Source organism: Kitasatospora azatica KCTC 9699, from assembly GCF_000744785.1.
Classification (GTDB): domain Bacteria; phylum Actinomycetota; class Actinomycetes; order Streptomycetales; family Streptomycetaceae; genus Kitasatospora; species Kitasatospora azatica.
Genome location: NZ_JQMO01000002.1, coordinates 389411 through 411148, shown reverse-complemented (window position 1 = coordinate 411148; position 21738 = coordinate 389411). Strand labels below are relative to the sequence as shown.

Annotated in this window: 19 protein-coding genes and 2 pseudogenes; 13 read left to right on the top strand and 8 right to left on the bottom strand. The window is 69.9% G+C overall.

All coding sequences use genetic code 11. From position 1 onward, the window contains the following. Window positions 1-1383 (bottom strand): aromatic amino acid lyase, encoded by a 1383-nt coding sequence (locus BR98_RS02370; RefSeq protein WP_051969214.1) that lies wholly within the window; start codon window positions 1381-1383, stop codon window positions 1-3. 213 nt (window positions 1384-1596) lie between these two features. Here BR98_RS02370 and BR98_RS02365 point away from each other — a divergent pair, with 213 nt between their 5' ends. From BR98_RS02365 to BR98_RS40045, 5 genes are all read left to right on the top strand, one after another. Next, entirely contained in the window at window positions 1597-2280 is a 684-nt protein-coding gene (locus BR98_RS02365) for an IclR family transcriptional regulator (protein ID WP_035839514.1), read from the top strand. Between the two features lie 62 nt (window positions 2281-2342). Further along, window positions 2343-3494 carry an ABC transporter ATP-binding protein gene (locus BR98_RS02360; RefSeq protein WP_035839513.1) on the top strand — a complete coding sequence of 384 codons (1152 nt, stop codon included), beginning with the start codon at window positions 2343-2345 and terminating at the stop codon, window positions 3492-3494. Further along, window positions 3494-4186, top strand: a complete 693-nt coding sequence (locus tag BR98_RS02355; protein ID WP_232247206.1) for an ABC transporter permease — start codon at window positions 3494-3496, stop codon at window positions 4184-4186. Before BR98_RS02360 ends, BR98_RS02355 begins: the two co-directional genes overlap by 1 nt. Continuing rightward, window positions 4183-4968 (top strand): ABC transporter permease, encoded by a 786-nt coding sequence (locus tag BR98_RS02350; RefSeq protein ID WP_198042107.1) that lies wholly within the window; start codon window positions 4183-4185, stop codon window positions 4966-4968. Before BR98_RS02355 ends, BR98_RS02350 begins: the two co-directional genes overlap by 4 nt. 68 nt (window positions 4969-5036) lie before the next feature. Then, the gene (locus BR98_RS40045) at window positions 5037-5999 is read left to right on the top strand and encodes a glycine betaine ABC transporter substrate-binding protein (RefSeq protein ID WP_051969213.1); all 963 of its coding nucleotides are present in this window, start codon (window positions 5037-5039) and stop codon (window positions 5997-5999) included. 146 nt (window positions 6000-6145) lie between these two features. Here the strand turns inward: BR98_RS40045 and BR98_RS02335 are convergent, their stop codons facing one another. Continuing rightward, entirely contained in the window at window positions 6146-7039 is an 894-nt protein-coding gene (locus BR98_RS02335) for a PhzF family phenazine biosynthesis protein (RefSeq protein WP_035839512.1), read from the bottom strand. Next, complete coding sequence (gene nadC / locus BR98_RS02330; protein WP_232247205.1) at window positions 7027-7920, bottom strand: carboxylating nicotinate-nucleotide diphosphorylase; 894 nt, start codon at window positions 7918-7920, stop codon at window positions 7027-7029. The genes BR98_RS02335 and nadC overlap by 13 nt, the downstream gene beginning before the upstream one ends. A gap of 46 nt (window positions 7921-7966) precedes the next feature. Here nadC and BR98_RS02325 point away from each other — a divergent pair, with 46 nt between their 5' ends. Both BR98_RS02325 and BR98_RS02320 read left to right on the top strand, forming a co-directional pair. Then, entirely contained in the window at window positions 7967-8437 is a 471-nt protein-coding gene (locus BR98_RS02325; RefSeq protein ID WP_324606649.1) for a winged helix-turn-helix transcriptional regulator, read from the top strand. Between the two features lie 318 nt (window positions 8438-8755). Then, a complete protein-coding gene (locus tag BR98_RS02320; RefSeq protein ID WP_157537325.1) occupies window positions 8756-9472 on the top strand; it encodes a hypothetical protein in 717 nt (238 codons plus the stop codon). Between the two features lie 111 nt (window positions 9473-9583). Here the strand turns inward: BR98_RS02320 and BR98_RS02315 are convergent, their stop codons facing one another. Further along, window positions 9584-10378, bottom strand: a complete 795-nt coding sequence (locus tag BR98_RS02315; RefSeq protein ID WP_083975879.1) for a FadR/GntR family transcriptional regulator — start codon at window positions 10376-10378, stop codon at window positions 9584-9586. Window positions 10379-10827: 449 nt separating this feature from the next. Here BR98_RS02315 and BR98_RS37360 point away from each other — a divergent pair. From BR98_RS37360 to BR98_RS37355, 3 genes and pseudogenes are all read left to right on the top strand, one after another. Further along, window positions 10828-11022: pseudogene (locus tag BR98_RS37360) on the top strand (L-rhamnose mutarotase); the annotation flags it as partial. Between the two features lie 129 nt (window positions 11023-11151). Further along, window positions 11152-13563 carry an RICIN domain-containing protein gene (locus BR98_RS02310; RefSeq protein WP_051969212.1) on the top strand — a complete coding sequence of 804 codons (2412 nt, stop codon included), beginning with the start codon at window positions 11152-11154 and terminating at the stop codon, window positions 13561-13563. A 193-nt stretch (window positions 13564-13756) separates the two neighbouring features. Beyond that, window positions 13757-13900: pseudogene (locus BR98_RS37355) on the top strand (helix-turn-helix domain-containing protein); the annotation flags it as partial. A 78-nt stretch (window positions 13901-13978) separates the two neighbouring features. Here BR98_RS37355 and BR98_RS02305 read toward each other — a convergent pair. Then, window positions 13979-14815, bottom strand: coding sequence for an alpha/beta fold hydrolase (locus BR98_RS02305; RefSeq protein WP_035839507.1), 837 nt, complete (start codon window positions 14813-14815; stop codon window positions 13979-13981). A gap of 267 nt (window positions 14816-15082) precedes the next feature. On the opposite strand from BR98_RS02305, the gene BR98_RS02300 reads away from it, so the two are divergent. The 3 genes from BR98_RS02300 (at window position 15083) to BR98_RS02290 (ending at window position 19609) form a co-directional block, all read left to right on the top strand. After that, window positions 15083-17926, top strand: a complete 2844-nt coding sequence (locus BR98_RS02300) for an ATP-binding protein (RefSeq protein WP_035839504.1) — start codon at window positions 15083-15085, stop codon at window positions 17924-17926. A 152-nt stretch (window positions 17927-18078) separates the two neighbouring features. Continuing rightward, entirely contained in the window at window positions 18079-19062 is a 984-nt protein-coding gene (locus BR98_RS02295; protein ID WP_035839502.1) for a helix-turn-helix domain-containing protein, read from the top strand. A gap of 151 nt (window positions 19063-19213) precedes the next feature. Continuing rightward, on the top strand, window positions 19214-19609 hold the full coding sequence (locus BR98_RS02290; protein ID WP_232247204.1) for an SsgA family sporulation/cell division regulator: 396 nt from the start codon (window positions 19214-19216) through the stop codon (window positions 19607-19609). A 154-nt stretch (window positions 19610-19763) separates the two neighbouring features. Here the strand turns inward: BR98_RS02290 and BR98_RS02285 are convergent, their stop codons facing one another. From BR98_RS02285 to BR98_RS02275, 3 genes are read right to left on the bottom strand one after another with little or no spacing between them, the layout of a single operon-like run. After that, on the bottom strand, window positions 19764-20501 hold the full coding sequence (locus BR98_RS02285; protein ID WP_035839497.1) for a YoaK family protein: 738 nt from the start codon (window positions 20499-20501) through the stop codon (window positions 19764-19766). Continuing rightward, on the bottom strand, window positions 20482-21006 hold the full coding sequence (locus tag BR98_RS02280) for a DoxX family protein (RefSeq protein ID WP_035842525.1): 525 nt from the start codon (window positions 21004-21006) through the stop codon (window positions 20482-20484). The genes BR98_RS02285 and BR98_RS02280 overlap by 20 nt, the downstream gene beginning before the upstream one ends. 56 nt (window positions 21007-21062) lie before the next feature. Beyond that, the gene (locus tag BR98_RS02275) at window positions 21063-21725 is read right to left on the bottom strand and encodes a hydrolase (protein ID WP_035839495.1); all 663 of its coding nucleotides are present in this window, start codon (window positions 21723-21725) and stop codon (window positions 21063-21065) included. Window positions 21726-21738: the final 13 nt, after the last annotated feature.

Sequence of the window (21738 nt, the reverse complement as noted above, 5' to 3'; positions counted from 1 at the left end):
TCAGGCGAGTTCGTCAAGCAGTTCGCACGCCTGGTCGATGTCCTCGGTCAGGTCCCGGTCGGCCGAATTGTCGGGCAGCTTGCCCACCGGCCCCGCCGGCTCGACACCCCTGAGCCGCAACGCGCGGACCGCCGCCAGCAGTTCACAGGCCAGCACGATCCGGTAGGGCGAGACCGCGTCCAACGCCTGCTTCGCGGCGAGCGAGGCGAAGCTCGCGTCCTCCTCGACGCCGCGGGAGATCGTCACCGACTGGATGGCAGCGGGCGTGGCCAGGGAGCGCAGCGCCGCCAGCGCGGAGGCGCCGATGTACTCCGCGACCATGACGCCGGAGGCGGCGGGCGTGCCATCGCTGAGGAAGGGTTCGAGCCCGGTGTAGGCCGGCTCGACGAGCATCGCCAAGCGGGCCAGGGCCAGCTGAGCCGACTGGGCCGCCGCGGACACGGTCGCGTCCAGGGCCTGCACCAGGTAGGCCGCATGGAATCCGCCGTGGTGGGCGACGCCGATGTCGGGGAGAAGGACGGGATTCTCCGCCGGTGCGGCGGTGTAGCGCGAGGTCACCTTGCCGAGCCGGTCGAGCGCGTCGAGGTAGGCGCCGTGGACCTGCGGTAGGGCGCGCAGCCCGAAGGGGTCCTGGATGCGGGCGGGCAGGGCCGGGTACGGAAGCAACTCGCCGAGGACCCGGCACACTTCACGAGCGCCGGGGAACGGGGTGGCCGCCGCTGCGGCCGGGGCGAACGCCTCCGGGTTTCCGTCGACCGCCGTGAAGCTCAGCGCCGCGACCTGCAGGGCCGCGCGCGCCAGCCGGTGCAGCGCCTCGTGGGCGAGGGCGGCGTCGCCGATGGTGGCCGCGTTGCTGCTCAGAAACGGCAGCGCGTCGTGCGGCCCGAAGGGGAGGGTCGCGGGCAGCGGTGCCGAGGTGGGCAGTTCCCCCATCAGTGCGAGCGCGGTGCGGGCCAGTGCGGACAGGTCGGCGGTGCCGATGCTGCCGTACTCGCGAACCGGTGGCAGGGCGTCGGCGACGAGCATCGCAGCCAGCCGGTCAAGCAGTTCCGGGGTCACGCCGCTGCCTCCGGCGGCGAGCTGGTTGAGCCGCACGGCGAGCATCGCGCGTATCCGCTCCGGGCTGCGCTCGGGCCCGGCGGCGCTCGCATGGCTGCGCAGCAGGGCGTGAGCGAAGGCTTCCGGGTCAGCCACCGGGACCTGCCGGTTCGCCCCGACGCCGGTCGAACGGCCGTACACATGCCGCTCCTTGCTCACCTGCTCGGCGTAGGCGTTCGACTGCGCCGCCCGGGTCCGTGCGGAGTCGGACAGCTCGACGGATTCCGTACGGGCCGCGATGGCTGCGACGGCGGACGGTGGGAGCGGGCTTCCGTCGATGAGCACGGCACCTCCGGTCGAAAGGGTGTTGCGCGTCGAATGAATCAGCTGACTGTTAAGGCTGTGTTTCCCTCGCGAGATTTTCGACAGAAGGGGTTTCGCGCCGGCGACCAGTGTGCCACTGTACCGGCCAATGGCAAGGGTGTTCCATCTGGTGAAATTCCATTGGGGGGCGCGCGAGTGAAGCAGCACCACAAGGAAGTTGATGATCCATCGGTCATGGACGGCCGCGCACTCCCCGGCCCGGCCACCCCCTCCTCCACGCGGACCGTCGACCGTGCGCTCGGCCTGCTGGGCGAGGTCTGCGCGGAGGGCGAGATCACCCTCTCCGAGTGCGCCCGTCGCGCTCACCTGCCGGCCAGCACCGCGCTGCGGCTGCTGCGCAGCCTGGAGGGGTCCGGGTTCGTCGCCCGCGACGCGGACGGCGCGTTCTGTCCGGGCCCGCGCCTCATCCAGCTTGGTGCGGCGGCGCTGGGCCGGCAGTCGCTGGTCCGACTCGCCGAACCGGCGCTGCGGCGGATCGTCGCGGCCACCGGCGAGTCGGCCTACCTCAGCATGGCCGGCCCCGGCGACACCGCGATCTACGTCGCCGTGGTCGAAGGCACGCACTCGATCCGGCACACCAGCTGGGTCGGCCGGGCGGTGCCACTGAAGGGCCTCGCAGTCGGTCTGGCGCTGAGCGGACTGACCCCGCCGGAAGGATACGTCGCGCAGCGCGACCGGATGGAGCCCGATGTCACCGCGATCGCCGCGCCGATCCGCCAGCCCGGCGGGATCGGCGGGGCCCTCAGCCTGCTCGGTCCCAGCCACCGCCTCGACGACGACGTGATGCACGCCTACGGCCGGATCGTCCGCCACGAGGCCGACGCGATCTCCGAGCAACTCGGCGTCACCGGCCCCTGAACGGAACAGCAAGCGGAAAACGGCCCCTAGTCGGAACAACAAACGGAAGAGGTGAACTCCTCGTGATTCGATTCGAATCGGTGACCAAGAAGTACCCGGACGGCACGGTCGCGGTGGACGGGCTCGACCTGGTCGCGTCCTCCGGCGAGATCACGGTCTTCGTCGGACCGTCGGGCTGTGGCAAGACCACCAGCCTGCGCATGATCAACCGGATGATCGAGCCCACCAGCGGCCGCATCTGGCTCGACGACCGCGACACCTCCACCGTCCCCGCGCACGAACTGCGCCGCGGCATCGGCTACGTCATCCAGCACGCCGGACTCTTCCCGCACCGCACCATCCTCGACAACATCACCACCGTGCCGGAGCTGCTCGGCCAGGACAAGAAGCGGGCCCGCGCCCGCGCCCACGAGCTGCTGGAACGCGTCGGGCTGCCGGCGCACTTCGCCAAGCGCTACCCCGCCCAGCTCTCCGGCGGCCAGCAGCAGCGCGTCGGCGTCGCCCGGGCACTGGCCGCCGACCCTCCGGTGATGCTGATGGACGAGCCGTTCAGCGCCGTCGACCCGGTGGTGCGCGAGCAGTTGCAGAACGAGTTCCTGCGCCTGCAGAGCGAGCTGGGCAAGACGATCGTGTTCGTCACGCACGACATCGACGAGGCCATCAAGCTCGGCGACAAGGTCGCGGTGCTCCAGGTCGGCGGCCGACTCGCCCAGCTCGCACCGCCCGCCGAGCTGCTCTCCGACCCGGCCGACGCCTTCGTGGCCGGCTTCGTCGGCCGCGACCGCGGCTACCGCGCCCTCGGCTTCACAGCCGCCGGCAGCCTGCCGATCCGCCGAGAGGAGGCGGTCCGGCTCGGCACCGTCCTCAGCCAGGTCGAGGACCGTGCCGAGGACGGCTGGGTGCTGGTCACCGACGCCGAGGACCGACCGCAGGGCTGGCTCCACACCGACCGGCTCGCCGACGAGGCCCGTTCCGGGCAGGTGACCTCGCAGCAGCTCAACCTCGGCGGCACGCTCGCCACCGAGCGGGCCACGCTGCGCGAGGCGCTGGACGCCGCGCTTTCCGCCCCCAGCGGCCGCGGCGTCGTCGTCGACGATTCGGGCCGACTGCTCGGCACGGTCACCGCCTCGGAGGTGCTCGCCCGGATCGAGCAGCAGCGCACCGCTGTTCGTGAACAGCGGGCGCACGACGCCGCCGGGACAGGGGTCGGCTGATGACCGTGCTCGCTGTCGACTCCTCGCCGCTGGGCATGTTCGGGTACTTCCGCGACCACCGGAGCGACGTACTGGACTGGCTCGGCTACCACGCCTGGCTCTCCGCGCTCCCGGTCGTGCTGGGCCTGCTGATCGCCCTCCCGCTGGGCTGGCTCGCCCACCGCCACAAGTGGGCCTACCCGCCCCTGATCACCGCCGCGGGCCTGCTCTACACCATCCCGTCGATCGCGCTGTTCGTCTCCATGCCGAACCTCATCGGCACCCAGATCCTGGACCCGATCAACGTGGCGGTCGCGCTCACCGTCTACACGCTGGCCCTGCTGGTCCGCGTCGTGGCCGACGGCCTCGGGGCCGTACCGGAGGACGTCGTGCAGGCCGCGACCGCGATGGGCCTGACCCGCCGTCAACGGCTGCTGAAGGTGGAGCTGCCGCTCGCGGTCCCGGTCATCGCCTCCGGTGTCCGAGTCGCCGTGGTCGCCAACGTCAGCCTCGTGGCCGTCGCCGGCACCATCGGCGTCCCGGAGCTCGGCGAGCTGTTCACCAACGGCTTCCAGCTCTCGGTCGGCAGCCCCTACTACCCGCCGATCACGCTCGGCATCGTGCTGTGCGTGCTGCTGGCGCTGGTCCTGGACCTGCTCGTCGTCGGCATCAACTGGCTGACCACCCCTTGGCGCAGGGCGGTGGCCTCGTGATCGAGTGGCTCAACGATCCGGGGAACTGGACCGCCGCCGGCGGCGTTTTCGACCAGCTCGCGGCACACCTGCAGTACGCGCTGATCGCCCTGGTGATCGCCACCGTGCTGGCGTTGCCCGCCGGACTGCTCATCGGACACACGGGCCGCGGCCGATGGCTGGTCACCACGGCCAACACGGTGCGCGCGCTGCCCGTGGTCGGCCTGCTGATCCTGCTCTACGTGATGCTGGCCCCGCACATCCACGACCGCGGCGACACCGTCTATCTGATCCCCACCGAGATCGTGCTGGTCCTGCTGGCGATCCCGCCGATCCTGTCCAACACCTACGCGGGCGTCGACAACGTCTCGGCGGCCGTGCGCGACGCCGCATCCGGCATGGGGATGCGCGGCGCCCAAGTGGTGCGCCGGGTCGAACTGCCCAACGCGCTACCGCTGATCTTCTCCGGCCTGCGCAGCGCCGCCCTCCAGGTCATCGCGACGGCCACCGTCGCCGCCTACCTCGGCCTGGGCGGCCTGGGCCGCTTCGTCTACGACGGCCAGGCCAGCCAGAACTTCGCCGAGCGCAACGCGGGCGCCCTGCTGGTCGCCCTGCTGGCGGCGGCCGCCGACATCATCCTCGCGGTGATCCAGCGCTACACCGTCTCGCGGGGCGTCTCCGGGCGCTTCCCGCGCCGCACCGTTGAGGACACCGACGAGACCGACGCGACCGACGGCACCGACGAGACTGACGAGACCGACGACACCGCCGTCACCACGCAGCCCGCCGGGCACACCGCGTAGCGCCACTGCGGCTACGCCACCTTCTCCCTTCCGACCCCGACCGGACCACCTCTCACCCAGGAGACATCATGAAGAAGGCGATCACGCTTGCCCTCGCCGCGGCCTCCGCCGTGGCCCTCACCGCCTGCGGCAGCAGCGGCAGCAGCGGCACCAACGGACTGTCAGCGGGCAGCAGCGCCAGCAGCGGCGGTGGCAACACCATCGCCGGAAAGCTGATCTTCGGCGGCCCGCCGGAGCTGAAGACCCGCGCCGACGGTCTCCCCGGCCTCCAGCAGACCTACGGTGTCACCTTCAGCTCCTACAAGTCCCTCGACGCGGGTGGCCCGCTGACCATCAACGCCCTCACCAGCGGCCAGATCGACGCGGGCGACATCTTCACGACCGACCCCTCGATACAAGCCAACGGCTTCGTCGTCCTCCAGGACCCGAAGAACCTCTACACCGCGCAGAACGTGCTGCCCCTGATCAACAAGGCGAAGGCGACCCCGGGCGTCACCGCCACCCTCAAGGCGGTCTCGGACAAGCTCGACACCCCCACCCTCACCTCCCTCGACGCCAAGGTCATCACCGACAAGAAGGACCCGGCCCAGGTCGCCAAGGACTGGCTGGGCCAGCAGGGCCTCGACAAGACCGGCACCGCGGCCGCAGGTGTCAGCCTCAAGGTGGGTTCGGCCAACTTCCAGGAGAACGTCCTCCTCGCGGACATCTACGCCGCGGCCCTCCAGGCCCAGGGCGCCGACGTCACCACCAGACTGAACATCGGCAGCCGCGAGGCCTACATCCCCGGCCTCAAGGACGGATCGATCGACCTGCTCCCCGAGTACAGCGGCGTGCTGCTGCAGTACTTCGACCCGAAGGCCACCGCCGTCTCCTCCGCAGACGTCTTCGCGGCCCTCCAGAAGGCCACGCCGGCGCCGCTGACCGTCCTCGACCAGTCCGCCGCCCAGGATGCGGACGCGATCGTGGTCACCAAGGCGACGGCGGCGAAGTACCACCTGACCTCCATCGCCGATCTCGCCAAGAACGGCTGACCGGGGCCACGCCGGGTGGCCTGCGTCCCGACTCGCTGCGGCGCAGGCCACCTGACGGCCTTGTCACGGCCACCAGCCACCCCTCGCGCTGCGCCATCAGGTCACCGTCCTTGAACGGCAGTTCGGTGCGGACACGGTGAAGTTGGCTAGCGCATGACCATGCGCGAGATCGCCGCCTGGCCGCCGACGTGGATCCGGTGTCCCGTGCGGTCGCGGTGGACGGTCGCTGTGATGGTGGACGGGCTGCCGAGGTGGTCACCCATGTCGACTGTGAGGTGGTGCGTGCCGAACCCGGCAGCATGCGCTGTCAGGCAGGCCGTGCTGTTGGCGTTGGCGATGTCCTCGGGGAGGCCGATCGACGGGGCGAACATCCGGGCTGCCGCTCGGCTGTGTCGGTCCGCTCGGCCGTGTCCGTCCGGTCGGCCGTGTCGGTCCGGGGGCGAGTAGGCGTAGCAGCCCAGCAGGCCGTAGCGGTCACAGGCTGCGCGCAACAGGGCGAAGTCCGGCGTGAGTTCGGCCAGTGCGGCGCGGGACCGGACAGGCAGCAGAAGCCTCGGCCGCCCGTTCGATGCCACGCAGGCGTCCCCGGCGATCGCGTCCTCCGTCAGTCCGAGGCCGCCTGCGACTGCCTTCAGTTCGGGTCCTCCGGCGTTACGCAGGCTGACCGGGCCCGGGTCGAACGACGCCGTCAGGCCGTCACCGCTTCGGCTTGCCCGACCGTCGAAGCTGCGGTGGGCCGTGCGCAGGACGGCGCGGTAGTGGTGGTCGCCGCCTTCCCGCTCGGCGAGCAGGGCGAGGGCGGCGAGGGTGCCGTGGCCGCACGCGGGCAGTTCGCCCTGGGCGGTGAAGAACCGCAGTGTGTACGAGGGCTGACCACGCTCGGTTCCGGTCGAGCGGAGGAAGACGGCGTGCGATGTTCCCAGTTCCGTGGGAATGCGGCATCGCTCCTCGTCGGTGAACGGCGCATCATCCAGAACGGCGGTCGGGCTGCCACCCGCGCCGTTTCGCTGACACGCGTCGACGATCACTACCTCGGGCATGGCACCGGGCCGGTGGTCAGCAGCATCGTCAGGTCCAGTGCGGGCGCGCTGTGCGTCAACGCCCCGACCGAGATGAGGTCGACGCCCGTCCCGGCGATGGCGCGAGCGCTGTCCAGGCGGATGGTGCCCGAGGCCTCCAGCAGGATCCGGGAAGCGTCGGCCCGCCGGGCCCGGAGCTTCACGACCTGCTCGATGTCGGCCACCGGCATGTTGTCGAGCATGATCCAGCGGGCTCCGGCGTCGAGGGCCTCGACGGCCTGTGTGACGGTCTGCACCTCGACATCGCTCTCCACGGTCTGCCCGGTGCGCGCCATCCCGCGCCGGACCGCCTCGATCGCGGCGGTCACCCCGCCCGCCGCAGCGATGTGGTTCTCCTTGAGCAGGACCATCGCCGCGAGATCGAGGCGGTGGTTGTGGCCGCCGCCGGCGGTGACCGCGTACTTGTCCAGGGCTCGCAGGCCCGGCGCCGTCTTGCGCGTGTCCAGGATGCGCGCCCCGGTCCCTGCCACAGCTCGGACGTAGCGGTCGGTCAGCGTCGCGATGCCGCACATGCGCTGCAGGAAGTTCAGCGCCGTGCGCTCCCCGGTGATCAGGCTGCGCGCCGACCCGGACAGGTGAACCAGGACCTGGCCGTCGGCCAGTCGGGCGCCGTCGGCGACGGCCGCCTCGACCTTGACCTCGGGGTCGACCTGCGCGAAGACCTCGGCGACCACGGGGAGGCCGGCGGCGATACCGCTCTGCCGGGTGCGGATGTCGGCCGTGGCCGCCAGGTCCTCGGGAACGCTCCACACGGTGGTCAGGTCATTCCCTGACGCGTCCTCGATCAGGGCGGCAGCGGCGGCGGCCCGTGCTGCCGCCGACGGGAACTCGGTCATGGTCATCTGGTCTCCAACGTTTCGATTTCCGAAGCGGCCCACCGATGCTAGCGTGTCGGAATTCGAAGCATCAACCCTGGAGAGCTGGACATCCCACATGGCAACACCCAGACCCGGCAAGCCTGTTCGCGGCTCGACCACCGGCCGCCCCCTGATGGCCGCACTCGATCTGTTCGGACGGCGGTGGAGTCTGCGCATCCTGTGGGAGCTTCGCGCGGGTCCGCTTGGATTCCGCCCCCTGCAGAAGCAGTGCGACGACATGTCCTCCAGCGTGATGCGGCAGCGCCTGACCGAACTGCTGGATGCCCAGGTGATTCACCAACTACTGGACAGCCGCTACGAGCTCACCCCACTGGGGCAGGAGGCGCGCCACGCCCTGAACCCCCTCGCCCACTGGGCGGAACGCTGGGCGGCCACGATCGACCCGCAAGCGGCGGACCACACCGACGACCAGTCCACCAGCAGCGTCTCGCGTCCGGACACCGTGGGCGACGGGACGCCGGACAGAGACTCCGCCGACTGACGCCGGAAAGGGACGCCGCCGACTGACGCCCCGCCTGATCATCCGCTGTGCAGGCCGCGTTCTGGGGCCGCCGACACGGATTCCTGGTTCCGACCGTCGGCGCTATGGGCTACATCCGCAGTCGGCGTGGAAGCCGAAAATCGAGCGAGAAGGGATCCGAGTGGGCGGATTTCCATCGCTCGCCCGAGGCCTGGCATATCGTCCGTCAATTGACCCGCACGAGGTATCTTCGTGCGGATACGAATCCCTAGCGGCCTCGCGCTGGTAGGTTGGTGCGTAAACGCCCTGTCGGGCACGTCAGTTCGGGAGGAGTACCCCATGAGCAGGTCTTCCCTCGTCGTGGCCGCAGCTGCGGGGGTCGTCGGCCTGGTCTTCGGAGGCACCGCGGTGGCGGGGCCCTCGGGGCTGCGGCTCGCCGAGCGGTACCTGAATCTGCATCAGTGCGTCTATGTGGGCAGCGGCGGGCATTACACGAACGTGCTGCCGAACACGGCGAATGGAGCCTTCAATACGGGCACGAACGTCTCCGAGGTGCCGGACACGACGCTTTCCTGTGGTCAGGGGAGTGGGGGATGGCGGCAGGCGCCCGCCAACTCCGCCGTGAAGGCCTTCGATCTCACTGCCGGGCGCTACCTGAACCTGCACCAGTGCGTGTACTTCTCGGCCGGGCAGCACTACACCGCCATCCTCCCGAACACGCCGAACGTCAACTTCAATACCGGCACCAATGTCTCCAATACGCCCGATACCCAGCTGAGCTGCGGCCCTGGCGGTGGCGGTTGGAAACTCGTGCTGGCCAACTCCGCCGTCAGATCGTTCGACCTGGCCACCAGCCGCTTCCTCAACCTGCACCAGTGTGTATGGACTTCGGCCGGAATGTATTACATGGGCCTGCTGCCGAACACCCCGAACGTCAACTTCAACAGCGGTACCAACGCCTCCAGCAGCGCTGACACCGCCCTGAACTGCCAACCTGGCGGCGGCGGTTGGTCCCTCGACGGACTCGACTCGGCGTTCCGCCCCTTGGGCAGCTGAGCTGAGACAGGTGCCGTGCCGCCGGACCTGGCGACCGCACCAGTGCCCCGGGCTGATCTGATCCACAGGTCGTGACGAGGTCGTCAGCGGCTCGTACGGCCGCTGAGAGGATCAACGGGTCTCGGGCGAACCCGAGCCGAAGACACGGCGCTGGATCTCGCGCCGGTAGTCCTCGAGGGTCTTGTCCAGGTGCACGCTGGCGGCCTCCGCTGCGGCGTCCGGGTCGCCGTCCCGGATCGCGCCGTAGATGGCGGCGTGCTCCGCGAGCGCGTCCCTCGCGTGGTCGCCGAGCCCCCCGTGCATGCCGATGGTGTTGGATTGCCGTTGCAGCCGGCGGGCCTCGCGGACGGCGACGACTAGGAAGGGATTGTGCGAGGCTCCGGCGATGCCGAGGTGGAACGCGTCGTCGCCCTGCTCGAAGAGCGCGTTGCGGCCCGTCTCGTGCCCCTCCCGGCACAGTTCCATGGCGTCCTTGATCGCCCGGAGCTCCGCCGGGGTGGCGCGGGTGGCGGCGAGCCGGCTGGCGGCCGTCTCCTGGACGCGGCGGAACTCGAAGAGCATGAAGATCTGGTCGAGGTCCGTCGGCATGAAGAACCCGCCCCAGCGCGAGGAGCTGAGCATGCCCTCGTCGTTCGCGACGTAGAGTCCGCGTCCCTTCTGTGCGCGGACCCGGCCGATCGCCGAGAGGATCTTCACCGCCTCGCGCACGACCGTCCTGCTGGTGCCCAGCAACGCGGCCAGCTCGTGCTCCGTCGGCATCCGATCGCCCGGTTGCAACTGCCTCTCGGCGATGAGCTTGAGGATCTGCTCCGCGACGACTTCGTAGCCGGGCTGGTACGCGGCCCCGTTCGCTGCCGAGGTGCCGGGGAGCACGTCCGAGGCTGTCTCTGCCGGCGCGCCGTCCACCAGGTGCTTCTCCTTCGTCCGGGCAACGCACAGTATGACCAATTGCCTTCGCGGCACAAGAGCATGCCAGCCACTGGCCCGCGAAGACCAGATAAGTAGGACTCATTCTGGCAAGGGGTGGTCGCGACAGCTCGTCACCTGGGGTGATGCCAGGACAGCGGTGAGACGCGGACGCAATGTCACGGAAATAGGCTTGCTCATTCTCTTGACTCACCCGCCGACTACCGGCTCTTATGTCACATCACGGTGACCCGCTGACCTGCTGGCCTGTCAGAGCCGCTGTTCCCCGCAGCAGGAACCACTGGGTGCATTGAGTCATACACATTTCCATTGCCACGGCCCGCCTGTCGGTCGGAGACGTGCGCACCCCGACGCCGTGGAGTCTCCCTTGACACGCACATCCCGAGGAGCCGACGCGAGCAGAGCGACAAGCGACCCGGACCGGCGGTGCCCTGTTCGCCTACTGCGAGTACCGCGGCAACGACTTCGACACCGACCTCGCCTCCATCCAGGGCGACCCCGAAACGCAGCGTTGGCGGACCTTCACCGACCGCTGCCCGGAGCCCAGGCCCGACGCTCCTGAGGGCAGCCGCCGCTCAGAGCCGCCCGAGATCCGCAACCTGCACCAGACGCCGCAGCCCTGAGACCGCGAAGGCCGGGCGAATCCGCGTCACTCAGTCCCCGCCGCGCCGCCCCCGCGACACGGCCGGCGGTGCTCCACCGCGCCCTCGGGAGGGCGCAGAAGCAAGTCCGTCAGCGAAAGGCACCGGACAATGACGTCACACCAGCACCGAGGACGGGTCGGCCGAGGCCTCCCCGCGAAGATCGCGACAGCGACAGCTTTCCTGGTCGCCGCCGCCCTCGCCACCCCGACGGCGGCGCACGCCTCCGTCTCCGCCACCCTCTACGTATCCCCCACCGGCTCCGGGACGGCGTGCAGCTCGACCGCACCCTGCTCCCTGACCCAGGCGAAGACGTCCGTCGAAGCCATCGACGGCAACATGAGCGGCGACATCGTCGTCCAACTCGCCGGCGGAACCTACCGGCTGACCTCACCGCTCAGCCTCGGCACCGCCGACTCCGGCACCAACGGCCACACCGTGTTCTGGCAGGCCGCGCCCGGCCAGACGCCGGTGATCTCCGGCGGCCAGCAGGTGACCGGCTGGACCCTGCAGAACTCTGCCAACAACATCTACGCCGCGTCGGTCCCCACCGGCTTCGACTCGCGGCAGCTCTACGTCGACGGCGCGCCCGCGCCGCGCGCCGCGATGAGCATCGCCCGCAGCGACGTCGCCTTCACCAGCACCGGTATGACGATCCAGAACCCCAACCTCAACTGGATCGCCGGCCTGCCGCAGCTGAACCGGATGGAGATCGAGTCCCAGAACTCCTTCACCGACCGCTTCGCGCCGGTGCAGAGCATCAGCGGCACGAACATCACCATGCAGCAGCCGGCCTGGCAGAACAACGGCTGGGGCTACGACACCATGGAGACCCCCTTCGCCGGAGGGGCCCTCCAGTTGGAGAACGCGTACGCGTTCCTCAACACGGCCGGCCAGTGGTACCTCGACCCGGTCGCCGGCCAGCTCTTCTACAAGGCGCCGACCGGCTGGAACCCCACCGCCCACGACGTCGAACTGCCCAAGTTGACCTCGCTCCTGGACATCAGCGGCAGTCTCAGCAACCCCGTGCACAACCTCGCCTTCCAGGGCATCAGCTTCCAGCACAGCACCTGGCTGGCCCCCAGCAGCAACATCGGCTACGCGGACCAGCAGACCGGCACGTTCCTCAACCAGACCTACTCCAACGAGCCCTCGAACTTCCTGACCTCCTGCAACAGCGGCTGCCAGGCCTTCGAATCCACCCGCAACAGCTGGGGCGAGGTCCCCGCGGCGGTCCAGGTCTCGGCCGCGAGCGGGATCTCCTTCAGCGGCAACACCTTCACCAACCTCGGGCAGGTCGGCCTGGGCATCGGCGAGGACTCGGACGCCGTCGCCTCCGGCACCGGCCTCGGCGCCTCGAACGTCACCGTCAGCGGCAACACCTTCACGAACGAGGCCGGCAGCGGCATCGTCGTCGGCGGAGTCCAGCCGGACGCGCACCACCCGTCCAACTCCGCGATGACCAACCAGAACGTCACGATCAACAACAACCTGGTCAACAACGTGGCGCAGGACTACAAGGACATGCCCGGCATCCTGTCCACCTACGTCTCGCACGCCGTCGTCACCCACAACGAGGTCTCGAACCTCGGCTACGACGGCATCGACATCGGCTGGGGCTGGGGCATCAACGACCCGGGCGGCAGCCAGGACTACGTCAACCGCGGCACCTACAACTACCAGCAGACCTACACCACGCCGACCACGCTGCAGAACACCGTCGTGACCTACAACAAGGTCCACGACACGAAGAAGATCTTCCACGACGGCGGCAGCATCTACAACCTGTCCGCGAACCCCGGCGGCTTCATCGCCGACAACTACGTCTACAACAACAACACCACCGTCGGGCTCTACCTCGACGAAGGCTCCCGCTACGTCACCCTGCAGAACAACGTCCTGCAGGACACCAACGCCTGGGCCTTCGCCAACGCCGACGCCAACAACAACACCAGCAACAACACCTTCGCCAACAACTGGTACAACGCGGCGGCGGGCACAGCCGTCACCACCGGAGACGGGCACAACAACGTCCTGACCGGCAACGTCCAGGTCAGCGGCTACAACTGGCCCGCCGGAGCACAAGAGGTCATCGCGCAGGCCGGCCTCATCACCAACAACGGCATCGGCACCGGCGCGATCCACGCGGTCGCCGCGAACAAGTGCATGGACGACAGCAACTGGAGCACCACCCCCGGCACCCAGCAGCAGATCTGGGACTGCACCGGAGGGACCAACCAGTCCTGGACGCACGACTCGTCCAACCAGATCACCCTGTTCAGCGGCGGCAGCCAGATGTGCCTGGACGACGCCGGATGGGGCACCACCAACGGCACGGCGGCCCAGATCTGGACCTGCACCGGCGCGGTCAACCAGCAGTGGAAGCTCAACCCGGACGGCACCATCTCCAACGTGTTCTCCGGCCTGTGCCTCGACGTGAGCAACGCCGGCACCACCAACGGCACCAAGCTCCAGCTCTGGACCTGCTACGGCAGCCCGAACCAGCAGTGGAACCTCGGCTGACCCGCAGCACCGGCTGACAAAACGCCTTCCCTTGTGGCCGACGGCGCACGCCGTCGGCCACAAACGCTTGCCTCCTCCGCCCCACCGACCGCATCCTGCGAACTGCTCAACCGGATGCTGATCTCCTCGATCCTGCTCTGCGGCTCGCTCCCGCTCTGCTACGGCTGCGGCAACGGGGCCGAGGTGCTGGCGCGTTCCCAGCGCCAACCTGGCGGTACTCAAGAACGGCCGCGCCAAGGCGGTGCGCTTTGCGACGCGCGCCGCGCTCTGCGAGGTACTCAACTGCCAGCCGGGCGACCTGCTTCGCTGGGAGGCCGAAACCACTGCGGGCGAATGAACCGTGCCTGCCGGAGCAGGCGCGGCCCAGGACGACCTTGGCCAACACTGCGAGCCCTACCGGGTCCGCGGCGGGAGGTCACTTCCTCAGGAAGGTGAGGAGCGCTGTGTTGACCTCCTCGGCATGGGTCCACAGCAGGCCGTGCGGGGCGCCCTCGACCTCCACGTAGTCGGCGGACGGCAGCGCCTTGTGGAACTTCCGCGCGGTCCCGTCGACAGGCAGGATCCGGTCGCCCGTACCGTGCAGGATCAGGGCCGGTACGTCGATGGCCGGGATGTCGGACCGGAAGTCGGTGTACCAGGTCGACGGCGCGGCCGCTGCGGCGAAGAAGCCGCCGCCTGCCGCGACGTTCCAGCTGTTGCGCACGGCCTCCTCGCTGATCCTGGTGCCGAGGTTCTCGTCGAGGTTGTAGAAGTCCTTGTAGAAGTCGGTGTAGTACGCGTAGCGGTCCGCCTTGACGGCCGCGACGACGCCGTCGAAGAACTCCTTCGGAGCGACTCCGTCGGGGTTGTCGTCGGTCTTGAGCAGGAAGGGCTCCAGCGAGGCCAGGAAGGCGACCTTGGAGACCCGGGCGGAGCCGTAGCCGGACACGTACCGGGCGACCTCTCCGGTACCCATGGAGAAGCCGACCAGGACGGCATCGTGCAGGTCGAGGGTCTCCAGCACGATGTTCAGGTCGGCCGCGAAGGTGTCGTAGTCGTAGCCGGTCGTCGGCTGGCTGGACTGTCCGAAGCCGCGGCGGTCGTAGGTGATCACGCGGTAGCCGGCGTCGAGCAGCACGGCGCTCTGCCGCTCCCAGGAGTGCCCGTCGAGCGGGAAGCCGTGGATGAGGACGACCGGCTGCCCGGTGCCGTGGTCCTCGTAGTAGAGATCGACGGTGGTGGAGTTCTCGTGACCTACGGTGATGTACGGCATGGTGTCGTTCCTTCGTCCGAAGTGACTGGCGCGGCGATGCGCGCCCTGGGATGTCCTCACGCTAGGGCGCACGTCTCGTCGCCTGTTGTCCCCGAGCGCAGCGCTTCTTGCCCGGCAGCGTCACGGAGGAAGAGGACATGTGAGCGGCACCTCGTCTGGCGGACAGTGCCATTTCGGGGGCGACGGGACAGGGCACGCTGAGGCAGCATTGACCTGGTTCCACCTGTTCCGTCTCCTCCCGGCCACGCACTCGTACGGGGATACCGCTTGGACCGTTTTCAGCAGCCGTACCTCACTGACGGACCCGGTGGCGTGCAGCCACCCGTACGGGGCCGGGAGGAGGAGCTGGACTTCATCGGTGCGCGGTGCGATGCGCTGGCTCAGGGCCGCGGCGGCATCGTGTGCGTCGAAGGCGCGCCCGGCAGCGGCAAGAGCCGTCTGCTGTCGGAGGCGCAGACCGTCGCGGTGCACCGTGGACTGAGGGTGTTCCGTGGAGGCGCGGATCCCGACGGCCAGTTCGTTCCGCTGGGCCCGCTGCTGGACGGTCTGCTGACGGGCCCCGAGCCGTTGTTCGACACGGACAAGCTGCGTGACCTCGCGGCGGCGCCCGAGCAGCGGTTCTGGCTGTTGCAGGAGCTGCAGGACCGGCTGGAACAGGTGGCGCTCAACACGCCCCTGGTCATCGTCCTGGACGACGTCCAGTGGCTGGACGACGTGACCCTTCTCGCCCTGCGCACGCTCTCGGTCCGCCTGTCCTCCCACGCGATCCTGTGGCTGGTCGCCGTCCGCAGCGGCACCAGGACACCCGGCGTGCGCACGACGTTGGACCGGCTGGATCAGGCCGGTGGCCATCGGCTCCGGCTCGGACCGCTGGCCGACACGGCGGTCGCCCAGATCACCGAGGACGTACTGGGAGCGCCGCCGGATCCGGCGACGCTCAGCGCCGCGCGCCGGGCGGAGGGCGTGCCCCTGCTCCTGGTGGAGCTGCTGCGCGGCCTGCACGACGAACGCTCGGTGATCGTCGAGCACGACGTGGCGCGGCTGACGGGCGGACGTCTTCCCAGCCGTTTCCAGACCTCTGTGCAGCAGCGTCTCGACCAGCTCTCCGAGTCGACCCGGGAGATCGTGCAGACCGCGTCCGCCGTCGGCCGCACCGTCACCGTCGATGTCCTGGCCGAACTGCTCGACAAGCCGACGGCGACGCTGATCGCACCGGTGGAGGAGGCTCTCCACACCCATCTGCTGGTCGAACGGGACGACCGGCTGATGTTCCGTCACGACCTGATCCGCGAGGCCGTCGAGGCCAGTCTGCCCATCTCGGTACGCCGGGCGCTGCGGTGCCACGCCTCCGAGATCCTGCTGGCGCGCGGGGCACCGGTCACCGAGGCGGCCGCCCTGCTGCTGGACAGTGCGGAGCCGGGTGACCGCAAGGCCGTGGAGCTGCTGAGAGCCGCCGCGGCGGAACTCGCGACGTCCGCGCCGTCGTCAGCGGCGGAACTCAGCCGTCAGGCACTGGAACTCACCGCCGAGCGAGCCCCCGAGCGGCCGGCGATCATCGCCGAGACGATGCTGCTGCTCTGGCAGGCCGGACAGCCGGCCGAGGCCAGGGGACTTGCCGGCACGGCCCTGCCCGGCAGCATGGAGCCGGAGGCCGAAGCGCTGGTGCGGCTCGGCCTGGCGCGGGTGTCCGGCCAGTACGACTTCACGGAGGCGGCTCGGCATGCCGGGGCCGGAGCCGCTCTTCCCGGCATCCCGGCCTCACTGCGGGCCCAGTTGCTTGCGCTGCGGGCACTCGAGCTGGGGATGGTGGGGGACTTCACGGTGACCGCCCAGGCGGTGTCGGATGCCCTGCAGGCCGCGGCGCAGGCGCAGGACAAGGCCGCCGAGGCCACCGCGGTCGCCGTCGAGTCGGTCGTGCGGTTCTACCGGATGGACTGGAGTGCCGCGTTCGAGTGTGCGCAACGGTCGTCGGCCCTGGCCGCCGAAGTAGGCTTCACCCATTCGCTGTGGGTGCCGGAGGCCCTGTGGACGGCGTTCCTGCTCAACGCGGCGGGCCGCTCGGTGGAGGCGCTCGCCGAGTCCGAGGCCGGGGTGCGGGAGACCCAACGGCAGGGCCAGGCCGCGGCCATGGGCTTGTGGATCATGAACAGGTCCCGGGCGCTGCTGGACGCGGGCCGGCTGGAGGATGCGCGGGCCGAGGCCGAGGCCGCGTCCGCGATGGCCGACGAACTGGGCATGGGCAACTTCGCCGACGCCACTCTCCTGTACACGCTGGTGCGCGTCGCCCTGCACACCAACGACCTGAAGGCGGCGAGAGCGTACGCGACCGATGTGCAGCGGATGCTGAACGACCCGGCGATCCTGGTGCGCAACGTCGGCTCCTGGTTGCTGGCACTGGTGGCGGACGCCGAAGAGGATCCCCGCCGGGCCATGGCGCTGCTCGACGAGTCCTTCGGGACCTTCGGCCTGGAGGGCCCCTCGCTGGCCAGCCCGGACGATCCGGCCGACGCACCCGTCTTCGTCCGCATGGCCTTGCGGGCCGGCGCCCTGGAACGTGCCGCGGCCGCCGTCGCCGTGGCGGAGCGCCGTGCGGCCCTCAACCCGCAGTTTCCGATCCTGGCGGCGGCAGCCGCGCACGCCCGGGGGTTGCTCGACAACGACCTCGTTCTCCTGCATCGCTCCGTCGAGTTGTACGGGGGCATCCGCCGGCTGATTCCCCGGGCCTCGGCGCTCGAGGACACCGGACGCAAGCTGGCCGCGAGGAGCGTCGTCCACGCGGTGCCCCACCTCGACCTGGCCCTCGACCTCTACACCCAGGCCGGCGCCGAGCGCGACGCCGCACGCGTCCGCCGCCGCCTGCGGGCCCTGGGATCACCCCGACGCCGTACGACGTCCAAGGGGTCCGTCACGGTGTGGCCGGAGCTGACCGCCTCGCAGGTCGCGGTGATCCGGCTGGTGGCTCAAGGCCTGACGAACCGGCAGGCCGCAGAGCGGCTCGAGATCTCACCGCACACCGTGAGTTCGCACCTGCGGCACGCGTTCACCAAGCTCGACATCACCTCCCGGGTCGAACTCGCCCGCCTGCTGGGCGCCCGCGAACACACAGGGTGACTTCTTCGTATCCCACGCCCTCCCTCGCGATCGGCCGAAGTCGTGTGATGTGCGCGCCCGCGGCCCTTTGGCAGGCTCTTCGCGTATCCGCCACCCCCCGAAGACGCGCGGCCGTGCGTGAACTCACGCCGCAGAAGAGACGGACGGATCCGATGGCACTTGACGCACTGGTCCAGGAGAGAAGCGCCCCCGGCAGCTTCCAGACCACCGATTCGCTGCCGGTCGACCGCAGACGGACGTACTGGCGCGAGGCCCTGTCCGGGACGTTCGGCGCAATGGACATCACCGTCCCCGACGAGGTGTACTCCGGCACGATCCGTGCGACACCTGTCGGCCGGCTCCAGGCCGTCACCGTGGACGGCGACTGCCTGTCCGTCCTGCGGACGCGCCGGCACGTCGCGCAGGGCGGCGAAGACGAGTACGTGGTCGTCAACCAGCTGGACAGAGGAGTAGCCCGCTTGGAGCAGGGCGGCCGGGAAACGCTCATCGGACCGGGCGACATCTACGTCTACGACATGGCGCGTCCGGGCCGGCTGATTCTTCCCCAGTCCTTTCGGACGAAGGCTCTCGTCCTGCCGAGAGACGTCCTGGGCCTGAGCGAATCCGACCTGGCACATGTCACGGCCTCCCCGCTCGGCCCCGGCACACCGCTGCGCGGTCTGCTCTCGCCCTTCCTCGCCGGGCTGGTGGACGGCGCGGGAACCTCCCCGCCACGTGCCGGCGAGCTGATGGCCCGTAACGTCGTGGACCTGCTCGGTGTGCTGGTCGACGAGGTTCTCGGCCGGTCGAGTGCGGACACGCCCGGCGGGAACCGGGTACTGCTGCTGCGGATCCAGGCATTCATCGACCGGCATCTCGCCGACCCCGAGCTGACCCCGCAGACCATCGCCCGCGCCCACCACATATCGCTGCGCTATCTGCACAAGCTCTTCGAGAGCGAGGACGCCACTGTCGGCCGGTGGATCCAGCGCCGTCGTCTGGAGGAGTGCCGGCGCGAGCTGGCGCGCCACGGGAACGGCGTCGTGATCGCCGCGGTGGCGCACCGATGGGGTTTCACCAGTGCCGCGCATTTCAGCCGGGTTTTCCGGGCCACCTACGGGATGGCCCCCCGCGAGTGGCGCAACACCCGGGCATGAACCCGGCGGGCGGTGCTTTCTCGTGCCATGTTCCATGCGTTCCGCGACAAGTCGCCCGCACCGCGGGATTTTAGGATCGCTCCAAGGAAACCCAATCCCGCAGCCCTTGTCGAGGAATGAAATGGTCCTGCCTTCACCGACGGTCACGAGCGTGGTGACCGTTCACGTCATCGGCCCGGACGAGGTCCCGGCCCCGCTGCCTTCGGCGCTCTACTACGACATCGCCGACCCCTACGCCGTCCGCCTCTCCCTCGGCGCGCCCTCGGCCCAACCCGTGGACTGGGTGTTCGCCCGCTCGCTGCTCACCGAGGGCCTGCGTCGGCCCACCGGCAGCGGGGACGTGCTGGTGATTCCCCGCCCCGCCTCCCGCCGGGACTTCGTGCGCATCGTCCTGAGATCCCCCGAGGGCACGGCGATGGTGGACATCGACGAGTCGGCGCTCGCCGCGTTCCTGCGGCGCACGCTCTCGCTCGTGCCCGCAGGCACGGAGAGCCTCCACCTCGACCTCGACCGGGTCCTCGCCGAACTCACCGGCCGCCTGGACTGAATCCCGCCACCGGAATCGTTCGACCGAGAGGAAGAAACGTGGCCTCGCCCGCCGTGGTGGAGATATCGCGATGGCTGAGGCGGATATGGCTGAGCCCCCTGGTCAAGGGGGCTCAGCCATATCCGGTGCCCGCGTGGGGCGAGCGGTCCCTGTCTCAGGACGGTGACCGTGCCCAGGCCGGGTCGGCGGCCGAGAGGCGGTGGGTGGTCACGGAGACGAGGGCGAGGAGCAGCAGGGCCAGGCCCAGGGTGAGCACGAGGTGGCCGTGCAGGACCAGTTGGGCTCCGACCAGGGCGCCGAGGAGCATCGCCAGCACGGACAGGATCCGGCGGCCGGGGCGCGGCGCCTCGCCGCCGGCCGGGGTGGAGTCCGCGGCCAGCCCCGTCAGGGTCAGGGTCAGTACGGTCGTGGTGAGGTCCGGGACAGCCAGGTGCCGGGCGACCGCGTTCTGCAGGCCCATGCCGAGCCCGAGGAACACGATCAGCGTGTACTGGACGCTGGTGGTGACCCGGCCGTCGGTGACCGCGGCGGCAGCCACGGTGACCGCGACCAGCACCGCCTGCAGGGCGGTGGCCGTCTTCAACAGGTTTCCGCGGTGCGTCGCGAACCGGGTGCCGAGCCTGCCCCCGGTGAGCGCGCCGGCGAGGAACGCCGCCAGCGCGACGACGGAGGCGAGCACGGACAGGTTCGCCGCGCCCGCCAGAGCGAATCCCAGGAACACCACGTTGCCGGTCATGTTGGCGACGAAGACGTGCCCGAGGCCCAGATAGCTCACCGCGTCGACCAGACCGGTGACCACCGTCAGTGTCAGCATCAGGGGAGGAAGCGGGCCGTGGCGGTCCCCTCCGGTCGGTACGAGCGTTCGTACCGCGTCATTCAGCAGCCTGCGCATACTGCTTCCTTTCCGTTGCGGCGGGCGGACGGTGCAACACGACGCGGGTGAGCAGTCCGCTCACCGGGCCGACCACGATCGCGGGCAGGACGACCCACAGCGGCCAGGGCGTGACGCCCAGCGCATGGTCGAGCGACCACCGGCCGGGCCCGGTGAGGGCCAGCGCCGCGGAGACGACGACGAGGACCAGCGGGTATTCGTAGCCGTCGTTCTGCACCCACAGGCCCTTCGGCCATTTCACGGTGCCCGCGACCGTCATCACCCCCATGGCCGCCATCGCGGCCATGGGGGTGAGCAGTCCCGCGGTCAGGAACAGGCCGGCACCGATCTGACTGGCTCCCGCGAGGATCGCGGTCAGCCGACCGCCGCGGAACCCGTCGTGGCGGAACTCCTCGGTTCCGCCGGCCAAGCCGTGGCCGCCGAGCCGGAAGCTCACCTTCTGCACCCCGTGGCCGGCGATGAGCAGTCCCGCCACCAGCCGGAGCACCAGCAGACCAGCGTTCATCTTCTCCTGCCTGTTCCTGACACCCGGTTCTTGACGGCTCTGCGGATGAGCGGAGTTCAGCCGGCGGCGTGGTCCCCGATGACGGCTTGCGCGTAGACCACGCCGAGGCCGTAGGTGCCGGCGTGCTCCCGCACCACGTCCATGACCGACAGGTAGGTCTCGCTGCGGGCCCAGTCGCGCTGGAGCTCCAGCAGCACCTGCACCCAGGTCACTGGGACCGCGCCGCCCTGGATCATGCGCTGGATGGCGTGTTCGTGGGCCTGCGGGCTGACGCCGCCGGATGCGTCGGTGACCACGTAGACCTCGTAGCCCTGGGTGAGGGCGGAGAGCACGGGCAGCACGACGCAGACCTCGGTCCACAGGCCGGCGATGACCAGCTTCTCGCGGCCGGTCGCCTTGACGGCCGCCACGAAGTCGACGTCCTCCCAGGCGTTCATCGTGGTGCGGTCGATGATCTCCTGGTCGGGGAAGACCTCGGACAGCTGCGGGATGATCGGGCCGGAGAAGGACTCGGCGGCCACGGTGCTCAGCACGACCGGCACGTCGAACGCCTTGGCGGCCTTCGCCAGGCCGGCGGCCGAGTTGATGATCGCGGTGCGGTCGCCGCTGCCGGTGCCGAAGAACATCTGCGGCTGGTGGTCGATGAACAGCACCGCACAGTTGTCGGGGGTGAGCAGGTCGGGGCTGGGGGCCGCGGTGACCTCGGAGATGTTGACCACGACAGGGCCTTTC